This window comes from Emticicia sp. GW821-FHT11C11 (assembly GCF_058808615.1).
This window is the reverse complement of sequence record NZ_JBXARV010000003.1, coordinates 120,906-135,684: the sequence shown is the minus strand read 5'-3', so window position 1 is coordinate 135,684 and position 14,779 is coordinate 120,906. Positions and strand designations below refer to the sequence as shown.

Annotated in this window: 13 protein-coding genes; 4 read left to right on the top strand and 9 right to left on the bottom strand. The window is 40.6% G+C overall.

The window, feature by feature from the left end; translation table 11 throughout:
* Positions 1-55: 55 nt before the first annotated feature.
* From AC1RRY_RS15770 to AC1RRY_RS15745, 6 genes are all read right to left on the bottom strand, one after another.
* Complete coding sequence (locus AC1RRY_RS15770) at positions 56-448, bottom strand: hypothetical protein (protein ID WP_492822885.1); 393 nt, start codon at positions 446-448, stop codon at positions 56-58.
* Positions 449-508: 60 nt separating this feature from the next.
* Positions 509-1,372 carry a universal stress protein gene (locus AC1RRY_RS15765; protein WP_492822887.1) on the bottom strand — a complete coding sequence of 288 codons (864 nt, stop codon included), beginning with the start codon at positions 1,370-1,372 and terminating at the stop codon, positions 509-511.
* Positions 1,373-1,572: 200 nt separating this feature from the next.
* The gene (locus AC1RRY_RS15760; RefSeq protein WP_492822889.1) at positions 1,573-2,421 is read right to left on the bottom strand and encodes a hypothetical protein; all 849 of its coding nucleotides are present in this window, start codon (positions 2,419-2,421) and stop codon (positions 1,573-1,575) included.
* A 59-nt stretch (positions 2,422-2,480) separates the two neighbouring features.
* On the bottom strand, positions 2,481-2,648 hold the full coding sequence (gene ccoS / locus AC1RRY_RS15755; protein WP_492822891.1) for a cbb3-type cytochrome oxidase assembly protein CcoS: 168 nt from the start codon (positions 2,646-2,648) through the stop codon (positions 2,481-2,483).
* Positions 2,649-2,650: 2 nt separating this feature from the next.
* Positions 2,651-5,056 (bottom strand): heavy metal translocating P-type ATPase, encoded by a 2,406-nt coding sequence (locus AC1RRY_RS15750; protein WP_492822893.1) that lies wholly within the window; start codon positions 5,054-5,056, stop codon positions 2,651-2,653.
* Positions 5,057-5,075: 19 nt separating this feature from the next.
* Positions 5,076-5,822, bottom strand: coding sequence for an acyl-CoA desaturase (locus tag AC1RRY_RS15745; RefSeq protein WP_492822895.1), 747 nt, complete (start codon positions 5,820-5,822; stop codon positions 5,076-5,078).
* A gap of 212 nt (positions 5,823-6,034) precedes the next feature.
* Here AC1RRY_RS15745 and AC1RRY_RS15740 point away from each other — a divergent pair, with 212 nt between their 5' ends.
* Positions 6,035-7,159, top strand: a complete 1,125-nt coding sequence (locus AC1RRY_RS15740; protein WP_492822897.1) for a tetratricopeptide repeat protein — start codon at positions 6,035-6,037, stop codon at positions 7,157-7,159.
* Between the two features lie 131 nt (positions 7,160-7,290).
* On the opposite strand, the gene AC1RRY_RS15735 is transcribed toward AC1RRY_RS15740, so the two are convergent.
* Positions 7,291-7,638 (bottom strand): hypothetical protein, encoded by a 348-nt coding sequence (locus tag AC1RRY_RS15735; protein ID WP_492822899.1) that lies wholly within the window; start codon positions 7,636-7,638, stop codon positions 7,291-7,293.
* Between the two features lie 25 nt (positions 7,639-7,663).
* Positions 7,664-8,482 (bottom strand): universal stress protein, encoded by an 819-nt coding sequence (locus AC1RRY_RS15730; RefSeq protein WP_492822901.1) that lies wholly within the window; start codon positions 8,480-8,482, stop codon positions 7,664-7,666.
* Between the two features lie 172 nt (positions 8,483-8,654).
* Here AC1RRY_RS15730 and AC1RRY_RS15725 point away from each other — a divergent pair, with 172 nt between their 5' ends.
* The 3 genes from AC1RRY_RS15725 to hemN all read left to right on the top strand — a co-directional run bounded on the left by AC1RRY_RS15725 (position 8,655) and on the right by hemN (position 12,362).
* Entirely contained in the window at positions 8,655-9,890 is a 1,236-nt protein-coding gene (locus AC1RRY_RS15725) for a PAS domain-containing sensor histidine kinase (protein WP_492822903.1), read from the top strand.
* 15 nt (positions 9,891-9,905) lie between these two features.
* Positions 9,906-10,946 carry a response regulator gene (locus AC1RRY_RS15720; RefSeq protein WP_492822905.1) on the top strand — a complete coding sequence of 347 codons (1,041 nt, stop codon included), beginning with the start codon at positions 9,906-9,908 and terminating at the stop codon, positions 10,944-10,946.
* A gap of 66 nt (positions 10,947-11,012) precedes the next feature.
* Complete coding sequence (gene hemN, locus AC1RRY_RS15715) at positions 11,013-12,362, top strand: oxygen-independent coproporphyrinogen III oxidase (protein ID WP_492822907.1); 1,350 nt, start codon at positions 11,013-11,015, stop codon at positions 12,360-12,362.
* Positions 12,363-12,455: 93 nt separating this feature from the next.
* On the opposite strand, the gene AC1RRY_RS15710 is transcribed toward hemN, so the two are convergent.
* Complete coding sequence (locus tag AC1RRY_RS15710; protein ID WP_492822909.1) at positions 12,456-14,678, bottom strand: T9SS type A sorting domain-containing protein; 2,223 nt, start codon at positions 14,676-14,678, stop codon at positions 12,456-12,458.
* Between the last annotated feature and the right edge of the window lie 101 nt (positions 14,679-14,779).

Genomic DNA, 14,779 nt, shown 5'->3' with positions numbered 1-14,779 from the left:
GTTTTATGAAAATATGAGATTGGTCATATATTCCGTTTCAGCTCAAAACCGTGGTTTAGTCAATCCCAATCGTATCTGAATTGGCAATAAATGTTCTGAATTTGCTTTTCGTGATTCTGTAGTCCTGCTCAAAATAATCCATCTCATCTCTGAAATACTTGTTATCAAGTTTTTGCTCTTTATCCAGCACATTGTCTTGCAGCACACCTTCAGCCAGGGCTTTTTCCAGGCTGCCAAGTTCTCCCTGCAGTTGTTTGGTTAATCTTTGAAAATGATGAAACTGATTAATAAACCAATCCTTCTCGGTTTTCTTACCGGTATCACCGAGCGTATCAATTTCTTCGACAATACCCAGAAAGAAATCGGTTTCCTTCTGCATCATTTCTAACTCATTGCGCCAGATACGATTCTGAAAATGTGTATGGCTCAACTCCGGATATTTGTTCATTGTATTAGCGTTTTATATTTTTTGAAAGACATTACTCTGGTCATTTCCTGCAATTATTTATCAGAAAGTAACAACCTCGTGCGTGGGTATCTCTATTTCGGCGTCATCGAAAATGCTTAGCAGCGGAACACTCGGGTTAAATGCAAATCTTCTTGTAACCGAGCGATTGAACAGCACATCAAAAAAAGAGTGGTGGCGGGTAAGCATTACCAACAGATCGGCATTGTGTAAGCTGAGGTATTCCAGTATCCCTTCTTCCGGATTATCGCCCCGCAGCTGATAATCAACTACCGTTACACCTTTGAAATAATCGTGGTATTCAAACTTCATCAGCCCATCAAGTTCAGTCGGCAACTGGTCATCCCGCAGCACGGTCAGCAAAGTGAGGGTAGCATTGTTTTGCAACAATATTTCTTTTAGCCCGTCAAATTCGCTGAACGAATGCACCGGCTTGTAATCTACTGCCAGCACCACGTTTCTGATTGGTTCTGTCTTGGCTTTTACCGGTACAATTATCGAATTGGTCGGTACATTTCTTACCACGTCGGTAGCAGTACTGCCAAATAAGATATCGTTTCCTTTGCCGGTGGCCCCTACTATTACAAAATCATAATGATATTTCTGATTGAGAATCTGTATGGCGCTGCCGGGTGATGTGGGCATTAGATCTGTTTTAAACGTATGAATCCCCTTCGCATCGAGTTGTTTTACTTCTTCCAGGTGCTCCACAATTTCTTTTTTCGCACGGTTAAACAACTCTTCTATCAGCGAGTAGGCAATCTCCGGTGAACCTCCCGTAGGGAAGGTATCATAGGCATGCATTAAGGTGAACTCGCAGGGAGTATCGCCCATTAAGCGGATGGCATATTGAATGGCTTTTTCTGAAGCCTTCGAAAAATCAGTTGGAAGAAGTATCTTTTTCATGCGGAGTAAGATTTATTTTGATACAGCAAAACTAGCCTGCCCCGCCGAGCTATTTTATGAGTATTTATACTTGCAGATATGATATATATCAGAAAAAAAGACAGGCAACACCTGTCTTTTTCCATCATTCATTTGAACCTAAATATTTCTACCTTAGCATAGAAAACAAATTTATAAATCACATTCCCAGCCCAATCAGTTTATTCATTTTTCAATAATTGCTGACTGACAATTGGCTGATCAAATCGCTCACATGCCCTGTTATACAATCTGTTGGCAAAGCATGGCACCAGCACACGTTCTATCTCATCAATTGGGAATCTCAACAGTATACCTTTTGAATTATTCAGCATATCATTATTCAGGTACACCAGCAGCATTTTCTTATCCAGACCGATCTGGCGCGTGTAAGCTTTCCAGTCATCTACCAATGTCAGTCTTTGTTTTTTTACCTTGTTCTCAATCAGGGCAAAAAATGCTTTCTGCGATTTTTCGTCCTGCTGAATAACATCGCTTTCCTGCAAAAACCGTTTTCCTCTCAAATCATAAATCTCCCAATCCTGGTTTTCCAGACAATACGAGTTTTCGGTTTTACAGTTACCCTCGTACAGATAAAATCCAAGTAAATCGTTTTGCAGATAGCTTATTCTGGTTGTTTTATAGTAATAATGATACAACTGAAAATCATAACATTCTTTGTCGCCTTCGCAATTACCGAAGTACGTCATGCCCGAAAGCCAGTCGTTCAGAAAATCCTGTGTCTTCATATCCAGCATCCCGTTCAGTACGGCATGTGAGGTCTTCCAGGTGCAGTCTATCTCTTCGTCACGCTGAACATACTTTACGTTTTTTACAGTAATAAGCGCTTTATTGTTGATGTATTTTTCTTGCGCAGGTATTTTGGAGAAATCGACCTGAGCCTGACAGTTCCGGGCTACAAAGAAAAGAATCACCAATAATGCCACACCGGCTATAGCGCTCGATTCCAGCACGAACACAATCGATTTCCGGATATACGCAATTAAGTTTCTATGTAATTTTACTTTCATAACAGGTTTAATTGATAAGCAAAACTAGATAGTTGCTAACAATTAAAATCTATCGTGACTCATGCAGACTTATGATTTTCGGCAGGTTTTTCTTCATCGAACAAAATCCTGACTGACGGCGTGTAGGTATCATCAAACTGACCGTCGTTAGTGGCCCAGATAAACGATATCAGGAAACCACCGGCCACTAAAAGTGCAGCTACAACCAAAAAAATAATGACAGCCATAATTATAACAGTTTTCTGATTCTGGCAAAGAGGTAGGTCATGCCCACCGCAAATAATACAACCGACAACGAGCTCAAAGGCATGAATATAGCCGCCATAACCGGAGATAGTTCTCCTGATACCGCCCAGCCAATGCCTATGAAATTATACACCAGCGATAACACAAAGCTGGCTTTTACAATAGTAAGCGCAATTTTACTGAACCTCAGAAAATCAGTAAGCCTGTCAAATCTGGAGGCATCCAATATGGCATCACAAGCCGGTGAAAACGCCTGCACGTCTTCACTCAGCGCAATGCCTACATTGCTTTGCCGCAAAGCTCCGGCATCATTCAATCCATCGCCAATCATCAGCACGTGCCGGCCTGACTCCTGCTCTATTCTGATATAATCAAGTTTATCCTGCGGTTTCCGGTTAAACAACAATCTGTTTTTATCGAAATACGGGCTTAGGTTTTCTTTCTCCTCATCGTTATCGCCCGACAACAAAGCCAATCTGAATCCTGACTTCAATCGGGTTAACACTTCCCGCCAGTTATTTCTATAATTGGCTTTTATGGTAAAATACCCGCGATATTCCCGGTCTATTTCTATATTTACCTGTCCGGTTCGCCTATTTTGATTAGGAAGCCCTATAAACTCAGCATTGCCAAGCCTGATAAAATTACCATCTACCACGCCCTCAATGCCCATACCTTTTATTTCATTGAAATAACTGATGCTGCCTGTTCCTGCACCCAGGTGCCGGCTGATCATCTTGCTCAACGGGTGCACCGATTGGGCCGCCAGCTGGCTAACCCAGCCTTTCTCTTCTTCAGTTAAGCTACCATCTTCAAAATGCAACTGGCCGTTTTTGTTTTCTGTCAAAGTTCCGGTTTTATCAAATACTACCTCGTTTATCTCTGTGAGTAATTGTATCACCATCTGGTTTTTTACAAAGAATTTATTCCGGCCAAAAATACCCATCGTAGTATTCATCGTAAACGGCATTGAGAGGGTCAATGCACAGGGGCAAGCCACCATCAATACGGCCGTTACGCTTTTCCATACCAAATCAGGCTGCACGTTGTACCAATAGATACCTGTTATGAGCGCAATCAGCAAAGTGGTATAAGTAAAATACTTGCTGAACGCATTGGCCAGATCGGTTGCCGGTGTCTTTTTCTCCTTTTTAAATGCCTCGTTGTTCCATAGTTCGGTCAGGTAGCTTTGTGATACCTTCTTTTGCACAGTCAGATTTACCTTCTCACCAATCAAGCGGCCACCGGCATATATCAATTCTCCTTTTTCTTTTTTAATTGGCTCCGACTCCCCCGTAACAAAGCTATAGTCAATATATGCCCTGTCGGAAAGCAAAAGCGTATCAGCCGGAATCAGTTCCTGATGGTGTATCTCCATCACGTCACCCTTTTGTAGTTCGGTTACATTTTTATAACCGCCGCTTACTTTTACTGCCAGCGGGAAATATGATTTATAGTTACGCTCGAACGACAGATAATTATACGTTACTTGTTGCACCCATTTGCCCATCAGCAAAAAGAAAACCAAACCCGCCAGACTATCCCAATAACCTGCCGAATGGTTCACGAAGGTTTCGAAACTACTGCGGGCAAACAAGGCCGTTATACCCAAAGCAATCGGTATGTCTACACTCAGCACATGGGTTCTGTTACGAATGTTTTCTTTGATGGAAACATAGGCGCCTTTCAGATAATCGGAAGCGCCGAAGAAGAACACAGGCAATGACAGCAGGAAGTTCAGATACAGGAAAAACTTCTGATAGGTAGCATCTACCAGGTTGTTGAGATCAAGCCGGAAATACTCCGGAAAACTCAACAACATGATATTACCCATACAGAAACCCACTACACCTATCTGCGTAATCAGGCGGCGTTGCACGCGGTTTTGTCTGGGCTGGTGCTCTACGCTTTGCAGGTTGATCAGAGGTTCGTAGCCCAATGTTGCCAGCAACTCCACAATGGTTTTCAGGCTTACATGGGTGGGATCGTAGCTCAGCGACAATTCTTTTTTCAGAAAATTGAGCCGGGCTGTAAATACCCCTGCCTGAATCTTGTTAAAGTTTTCGAGCAGCCATACGCATGAACTGCAATGAATAGCCGGTATAAAAAGGGTAACCTTATGAATAGTTGCACTCTGAAAATCAAGCAATTGTGCCTGAATGGTCTCTTCGGCCAGATAATCAAACCTGCCTTTAAAATTGGCCGCTTTCAGGCTGACTCCTGCATGCTGGTTCAGGTCGTAATAAGAACAAAGGTTGTTATCTTGCAGAATCTCATAGACAGTCTTACAGCCATGACAACAAAAGTGTTTGTCTTCCAGCACAATCGGGCTGTCGGCACAATCTTCACCGCAATGGTAGCACGTTGTTTTCGTTTCACTCAGGGTCATAGCTGTATAATTTATAAAACTACATATAGTTCAGATCGTTATTCCGTTTCAGCTTCACAATTTTCAGTTTGTTCAGCAGTAATATAATTGGGTAGGTAGGGTCAAACTCATGCCATTTCACACCGAAGTTGGCTCTTCCACCCAATTTATGGTGATTGTTGTGATACGACTCTCCCATCATCAGGAAATCGACCGGTAACAGATTTTTCGCGGTGTCGTTCACTTTAAAATTAGTATAACCGTATTTATGCGCAAACCAGTTGATGATAACACCGTGCACCGGCCCCATCAGGTAATGAATCGGCAACAGCAGGTATACCCAGGGATTGGTAGCAAAGTAGATATAAAACAAGGTATACAATACTCCCCAGCCGATTCTCGACACCCATAGGTCTCCCAGACGCTCAATGAACATCCAGTTAGGCACGTTTTTCTTAAACTTCGGCTCTATATCAGCTTTATCGTTCAGAATATCGTTGTAATAGTTTTTGGTCTTCCACATCATGTGGAACAAGTTGTCTGAATAGCTTGGTGAATGTGGGTCTTGTTCTGTATCAGCATAGGCATGGTGCAAACGGTGCATGATACCATAAGCTTTTGGACTCAGAAACGACGAGCCCTGTGTTACATAAGTAAATATGTAAAAGAATTTCTCCCATCCTTTTGACATCGTAAACATCTGGTGTGCTGCATAGCGGTGCAGGAAGAAAGTTTGTGAAAATAGTGACAAATACCAGTGGGCCAGAAAAAAGATTAAAATTGCCATTCAATAAAGTGTGTTGTTTAAAACCCAAAATTAGGCTCCAGGCAACAGCACAATTATGACCAAACGCCAGTAAAAAACTGATACATATCATATTTTGCCGAAGAGACTTTAAAATCTCTAATCTGAAATTTTGTCAAACGGTATTAAATACTATTTTTGCTTCATTAAATGTTCTAAAAAACTTATTACTCCATTTCTAAACTGTTCAATAGATGAAGAACTTAATCTACCTCTTTGCACTGCTTATATGTACTAATATCCTGGCACAAACCACAAATGAAAACGCCATTGCTACTGCCAAAGCATTGATAAACGATTATCGGTTTAGTGAGGCCATTCAACAGCTATCCAATTGTGGCACCAAACAATGCCTGTTGGAACTCGGCTATTGTTTTTCAAAAACAGGAGATTACAGGAAAAGTGATTATTACTATTTTAAGGTATTAGCGACCGATTCTACCAATCGTACTGCCCTACTTCAAATAGCTAATAATTCTGAAAGTGCAGGCAATTACAAGAAAGCAAAGACTTATTATCATAAACTATTGGCTACAGACTCAACCAATGCCGCTTACTTCAAATTACTGGGGATGGTGTATACCAAGTTGGGTAACGACTCTTTAGCTATGGTTTTATTACGTAAATCCCTTGGACTAAATATTTCTGACCTTGAAGGCATTCATGAGCTGGGGAAAGTTTATCTCCGCAGAAATATGACATTTAACTGCAAAAATCTGATGGAAAAAGCGCTTAAAATCGACTCCACTTATCTGCCATTCCATCGGCTAAAAGTCAATGCACTTTACAAAGAAAACCGGCATGAAGATGTCATCACAGCTATGCGCACATTAATGGCTTTAGGCGATTCAAGTCTGGCTTTTCAAAGAATGCTCGGTTTTTCCTATTACCGGGTCGACAGCACCAGCCAATGTATCAAAGTTCTGGAAGATTATGCTAAGAAAGGCGAACCCGACGAACCAGTATTCTACTTTCTTGGTTTGGCTTATCTGAAAGAAAACAACTTTGCTAAAGCAAAAGTCAATTTCGAAAAAGCCGTGGCTATGGGAGTATCCGAAAACATCGCCGATTATTACTATACACTTGGTTATATTAATGAAAGTGAGAAAAACTATGAAGAGGCCATTGATGCCTATAGTAATGCATATATATTTGATAAGCGCCCTTATTTACTTTTCATGGTAGCCCGCAACTACGACTGGAAAAACGACAAGTCGAATGCCATTAAATATTATGATCAATATCTGCAATCGCCAGATACCGTCAAGCAGTTTCTGAATCAGTCAAGGAAAAGAGTACAATATCTGAAATCGAGATAGAATAGCATTAATCAGAATTTTCTACCAATTGGTTTACCAAATCGCCGGGAGAAATCTGCATGGAAGTTTGCCAGCAAAGGCTTCACTAAATACAAAGTTTATAGTTCTATTGTGTAAGTGTTATCTGGCACTCACACAATAGAACTGTAGATATTACGGCCAATGTCATTTTGCCGTTCCAGTGTCCAGTTGTTAGTAAAAGAGGTGTTTATCCATGAGTTCCCCACTTTTCTGAAAACGCTTACCTGCAAACCCAGCTTATCCCAGAAGTACTGCTCGATTTGTTCAATGGTCATAGTTGGTGCAATAATAAACACCGATGGATTTTTCATACTTGAAATATCACCAAGTGTATGAAAAGTGTCCGTGCTTACCTCATTGCCCCTGTAGTACACTTCAATCTTAAGAAAAGGATAAACCTCATTGAATGCCCTGGCTAACTGATAGGCAGACATCTCTTTATCAACAACAATCTTCATATATGATTATATTTTCGCATTAATTTCATTGTATTGCCAAAACAGGCACTTCTGCGTCAAACACCAGTCTACGGGTATTTCCGGCAAAAAATATCTTCTCAAAAAATCCGTGCTGCTGCGGAAACGTTATCAGCAACTGGGCTTTTCTCTTTTTTACAAAATTATTTATCTCATCTACCTGGTTGCTACCCATAATGGACTGAAACGTATGCGGTACATTCTTTAATAACTCTCTCAGGCTCAATTCTGCCTTTTTAATCTGCCCGCTATTGGCCTCTGTTTCGGTTCTAGCCACAAATACCACATCAGTAACCGCATTAATATCTCTTAGAAAATAGATGCTTCTGCCCAATGCGGCTGCATCTACCGGTTTTCGTAAATCAATGCTCATCACCGCACTTTCAATATTTTTCAGTCGGTATTTAGGCGGTAAAATCAGCATCGGTATCTTCAAGGTACCCAGCATCTCTGTGGCCAGGCTACCAAAATAACCAGCCCCGAGCGGAGAATCCCCCACACTACTCATCACTATCAGATCAACTCCGAATTCACTGATTACTGTTTTCACGGTATCCATTGCAAAACCCCGCCTGTTGCACGGAACTACCTCCAGAGGCTGATCAATTTTCGCTAAAACTCTCTTTTTAAGATCAGCCAGTTTCTTCGAACTTATTCTCTTCACTTCATCAATCGGGAGCCCGTAATTATCATCATACGAGTTCATAAACCGGTATGCATGAAACAGTATCAGACGGGCTTCTTGCTTTAATGCTATCTGGCTGGCCAGGTGGGCGGCTCTATTAGCTGCCTTTGAAAAATCTGTTGCTAAAAGTATGGTTTTCATTTTTGTGGAATCCGAATAGTTTTTCGATGCAACAAAATTCAGCATTTCCCAGACCAATGAATATGAGTTTCATCATAAGCCAATATGATTCAATCAAAAAAAATCAACGTAGTGGTTTCAGAAAACTGATTTTTGTCATATTTTTAGCTGCTAAAACTTCTCTTCTTTGCCAATGAAAAAGAATACAGGTATTCTGTCAACTGTAGCGGAAATGGATATATTACACCAGTCGGAGGCTATCTTTCTGTTTGCCACTGAAGGAATTTTAATAGCAGATAAGGATGGCCATATTGTGCGTGTGAATCCTAGTGGAGCGGAAATGTTTGGATACGAACCGGAAGAATTGGAGAATTTAACGATAGAAGACCTGATTCCGAACCGTTTCCGGCATACCCACACCGAGCACAGAAAAAATTTTAATGAGCATCCGCACGCACGCTCTATGGGCAATGGTATGGATTTATACGCACGCCGCAAAGATAACAGCGAGTTTCCGGTAGAAATCAGCCTGAGCCCTTATCATAACAGCAAAGGAGCTTATGTAATAGCCTTTGTAATTGACATCAGCATCCGTAAAAAGGCTGAAAACAAGCTGGTGACCTATAAAAACGAACTGGAAGTAGAGGTTGAAGAACGTACACTGGTGCTGAAAGAAGCGATTCAGAAGCTTGAAAGAACAAAAGATGAACTCGACAAGGCTCTGAAACGCGAACAGGAACTGAACCTGATGAAATCCAGATTCATTACCATTGCTTCTCATGAATTCCGTACCCCCCTGGCTACTGTTTTATCGTCACTTTCTCTGGTAGAAAAATATGCCGATCTCGACGAGAACGAAAAACGCGATAAACATATCAATCGCATTAAATCATCTGTCAGAACACTTACCGAAATTCTGAATGATTTCCTATCTTTGAACAAACTCGAGGAGGGTAAGGTAATTGTTTCACCTGAAAAATTCGCAATCGATGACTTTATGGATGAACTCTGCCAGCAAATGCAGGGTATCACCAAAAAAGGCCAGAAAGTCGCATTCAGATGTGAGGCAAATCAGCATTCATGCGAGGTTTGTCTGGATCCCAAGATTCTCAAAAACATTTTTATTAACCTTATTTCCAACGCCATTAAGTTTTCTCCCGAAAATACCACGATTCATGTGGCTGGCCAGTTGAATGACGATAAAGTAATCATCCGTGTAAAAGATGAAGGCATAGGCATACCCGAAGCCGAGAAAAAACACCTTTTTGAACGGTTCTACCGCATGAGCAATGCAGGCGAAATTCAGGGTACCGGCTTAGGGCTGAGTATCGTGAACCAGTATGTTCATTTATTGAAAGGCAAAATCGATTATATAAGCGAAGAAAATAAAGGTACAGAGTTTATTATCACACTACCCCGATATCTATAAGCACATAACAATGCCATGAAAAAAATCCTTTTAATTGAAGACAACTCAGAAATAAGAGAAAATACATCAGAAATTCTGGAACTGGATGGCTACGAGGTCCTCACTGCCGAAAACGGCAAAGTTGGCGTTGACCTGGCTATGAAAGAACAACCGGACCTCATTATTTGTGACATCATGATGCCCGTGCTTGATGGCTACGGTGTGCTGCATTTACTTTCAAAACAGGAGAAAACCTCGTCTATCCCTTTTATATTCTTAACCGCCAAAGCCGAACGCTCCGACCTCCGGAAAGGTATGGACATGGGCGCCGATGATTACATCACCAAACCGTTTGACGACGTAGAACTGCTCAGTGCCATAGAAAGCAGGCTCAGGAAAAAAGAAGTTTCTAAAAAGCAATATTCACAGGATATAACAGGGCTCGACCAATTAATTGCCGATGCTAACGGAGAGCAGGAACTGAAAAAACTGACCGAAAACCGTGAGATAAGGTATTTCAAGAAAAAAGCTGAAATCTATAGAGAAGGTGATTTCCCGCTTTACCTCTATTATGTAATAAAGGGCAAGATAAAGGCATTCAAAACGAACGACGACGGCAAAGAATTCATAGTAAACCTTTATCATCCCGGCGATTTTGTGGGCTATGTAGACCTGATACAGGAAACCAATTTTACTGATACCACCGAAACACTCGAAGACTCGGAAATATGCCTCATTCCTAAAAAAGAATTTAATACTTTGTTGCTTCAAAACCCACAGGTAGCACAGAAGTTCATTCAGTTGCTTTCAAAAAACATCAAAGACAACGAAGAAAATCTCCTCAAACTCGCCTATAATTCGGTCAGGAAGAGAGTTTCTGAAGCACTCATGAAATTCTACCCTGATAACCAGACCTCGATGAAAATCAGTCGGGAAGACCTGGCCAGTGCGGCAGGTACCTCGCTTGAAACCGCTATCCGCACATTGTCCGACTTCAAGGACGAAAAACTGGTAGAAATAGAGTCGGGAAAAATCACTATTCTTGATTCTGAAAAATTAAAAAGACTCAGAAATTAGCAAATATGACCGGTATCATATTTCTTTTTTTGTAACTCCACTACTTTTGGAACAAAAAAAGATGAAATGATAAAGTCAGCGCTTATTGAAAAATACAATACTTCCGCACCCCGGTATACCAGTTATCCTACTGTTCCCTACTGGGACAACAACAATTTTACCGAAGCACAATGGAAAGAAAGTTTCATTAAAAGTTACAAAAGCCAGAAGAAACTAAGTCTTTATATTCATCTTCCTTTCTGCGAAAGTTTATGTACTTTCTGTGCCTGCCATAAACGTATTACTTTGAATCACCAATTCGAGGTACCCTACATTGAGGCCGTACTGCGAGAGTGGAACATGTATCGTAATCTTTTAAGAGAAGCTCCGGTTATTGAAGAGATACACCTGGGCGGTGGCACACCTACTTTTTTCTCGGCCGACAATCTCAAAGATTTGATCGAAGGAATCCTCTCCGGTTCGAAAGTAAGTCCAACCGCAGAATTCAGCTTTGAAGGACACCCCAATAACACCAGCGAAATTCATTTGAAAACCCTGTACGATCTAGGCTTCAGAAGAGTGAGTTTCGGTGTCCAGGATTACGACCATACCGTTCAGGTAGCTATCAACAGATTGCAACCGTTCGAGAACGTTAAGAAAGTAACCGAACTTGCCCGTAAGATTGGATACACCTCCATTAGTCATGATCTGGTTTTTGGTCTTCCTTTTCAAAACGCAGAGCAATTCGAAAAAACCATCAAAAAGACCCTTGAACTGGCCCCTGACCGGCTTTCTCTTTACTCTTATGCGCATGTGCCATGGCTGAAAGGAAACGGGCAGCGGGGGTTTGATGAAAACAATCTACCCAACGCCGCAACCAAGCGCCAACTATATGAATTAGGGCGGACAATCTTCGAACAAAGCGGTTATCATGAAATTGGTATGGATCATTTTGCATTGCCTACCGATTCGCTTTATAAAGCAGGTGAAAATGGCTCGCTTAACCGTAATTTCATGGGTTATACCACTACCCAATCCAAAAGCATGCTCGGCCTGGGAGTCTCGGCAATCAGCGATTCCTGGACAGCCCTGTCGCAGAATACCAAAAGTCTTGACGAATACATACATCTAACCAAAAACAGCATTTTTCCCCTGCTAAGAGGGCACATTCAAACCAATGAAGATATGCTTTGGAGAAACTACATTCAGAATCTGATGTGTCGGTTTGAAACAGACTTCTCGTTCGACGACCTCGATGCACAACAACTGCAGCAATTACTGGCATTAAAAAACGACGGAATAGTAGCGTTGGATGATAATAAAGTAAAAATTACAGCAGAAGGTAAAACTTTCATCAGAAACGTATGCACAGTTTTTGATAAGTACATCAGTAATGCGGGCAATGCAATAAGCAATACTTTCTCAAAAGCGATTTAACTATTCATTTTATCGATCAACATATCATAATAAAAAAATAAGCGGCTCTAAGAGCCGCTTATTTTTTTATTATGTCCTTCCATATTATTTCAATCAATACTTGTACACACGTTTCGAAATCTGCTGGTCAGCAGTGCGAATACTGATTGTGTAAGTACCTTCGGCGAAGTTACTTAAATCCAAACGATACTCTTTTTGGTTGGCATCAATCTTGGTTTTAATTACTTCTCTGTTCATTTTGTCTATCACTGTTACAATGGCTACTTTGCTCTGCATGCTTTCCGGCAACACTACTCTAACACCATCGGTTGTTGGGTTAGGGTATACCTGCCAAATATCGTTAGTATTGCTAATAACCAAAGCATTTGTACTGGCAGGTGTGGTTACAGTAACAACGTTAGAATAAGCTGAGCTCCCTTTAGGGTTAACTGCTTTCACACGATACCAGTATTTAGTACTTGCTGCTGCTGTAATATCGTTATAAGTGGTCACATTACGAAGCGTTGAAGCAAGACTAGTATAATTAGTGCCATTTGTTGAGCGTTCAATTACAAATGTTTCTTCTTTATTCGAATCATCACTCCATTTCAAAGCAACAGTTGTAGCATTTGTAGCCGAAGCTTTCAAAGCATATGGCTTATTAGGAGCAACCGTATAAAAAGTAGTAATTGATTTCAAACTTGCATATGCTGATTCTCCATGTTTGTTCACAGACTTAATACGGTAATAATAAGTAACGCCCTCTTCAAATGGATTACTTGTGGCCGACGTTAAGTTTTTCAACAAGGTAGCTGTCAGCAGATTTTGAGTAAAATTAGCATCCGTAGCTCTTTCAAGTACGAAATAATCTTCATCATTTGAATTATCAGTCCAATTAACTGTAATAACGTCATTACCTAAGCTATCTCTTACAGCAGCAGTGTTCAGATTTGATGGTGCGGTTGGAGGGCCTAAAGTTAATAAAGTTACTACTTCACTGCCTCCGTTACCAAAATCATTGTAAGCTAACACTCTATACCAATAGTTACCCTTAGGAGATACACTAATATCACTATATGAAGATGCATCACGTGATAAAGTAGCAATTGTTTCGAAACCATCAATTGCATTTGTAGATGAACGGGTGACTCTAATTGACGTAGGGACATTATATTCTCCGAATGGCGTGTTTGACCACTTCAAATCAATCTGAGTAGGGCTTATATTGGTGGCCTGCAAATTAGTAGGTGCTGGTGGGCCAAATCTTTTCTTAGTTGAAACATAAAGTTCATTAGAAGCCGAACTTAAACCACCATCATTTCCAGCAAATACTCTATAAAGATAAGTAATGCCCTCTTCCACGCCTTTATCTGTAAACCAGTTTACATGCATAGGCCAGTCCTCAACAATTGGTCTCCAAGGCCCTCCGTGAACTGAGCGCTCAATTCTAATAAATGTTGCATTGAATGCGTGGTTAGTCCATTCCAAATATATAGAATCTAAACCCTGCTTTGGAGAAATCAGCAATGATGGACCCGCAGGAGGATAAGGTAAAGTACGGAATGGTTGAGAAAAAGCACCAGTAGTAGAATATCCTGTCTTGTTCCAGGAAGCTACCTGATATATATATGTTATATACGGCTGTAAACCATTATCCGTATAAGTAATATCATACTCCTTACGTGTACTATCAGGGGTATTCATAAAGATTACATCATCCCAGGTAGCACCACCATCAGCGCTACGTTTAATTATGAATTTTTGTTCATCTATAGAAACATCTCTGAAAGATATTGTTGCCGACGTTTGAGTCACTCCATCAAGAACCTTTAAATTAGTTGGAGTATACGGTAAATTCGCCATGGTTCTTACCTTATATAAACTAGACCAGCACGAATATCTTGTAGAGTCTTCGTTTGAGACTCCACTTAATAAAGAATCAGTCGAACAAGTTGCAAAATTTGTAACTACGAATGCACTAGTGTCTTTTACTGCTCTTACAGCAAACCAGTAATTCGTACTTGGGCTAAGACCATTAAAATGGAAAGCACCATATGCAGTAAAAGACTCGGTTGTGTAGTAACTGAAATTTACCCCATCAACCGAATAAGCGATTTGATACTTAAGCGAAGGTGTATTATTAGTTTTCCAACCAACATCCAATTGAGTTCCAGTATTAGCCACAAATTCACGTGACCAATTCGTCGGTGTATTAAATGGTGCAACTTTAACAGGACCAGGGAGTGGAGCCATACTTGATATTACTCTGTCCTTTGCTTCAACATTCAAAAAAGCAATCATCAACAATAACAGAGATAGAAAATAATTTTTTCTCATAGCTAAACTATTTTAGTTTTAGTTACAAATGGGAGGAATTTCTTTTTTCGTAAATATAGATATTTTATTTACTTCAGACTAATAATTGTAAATGAAAATTA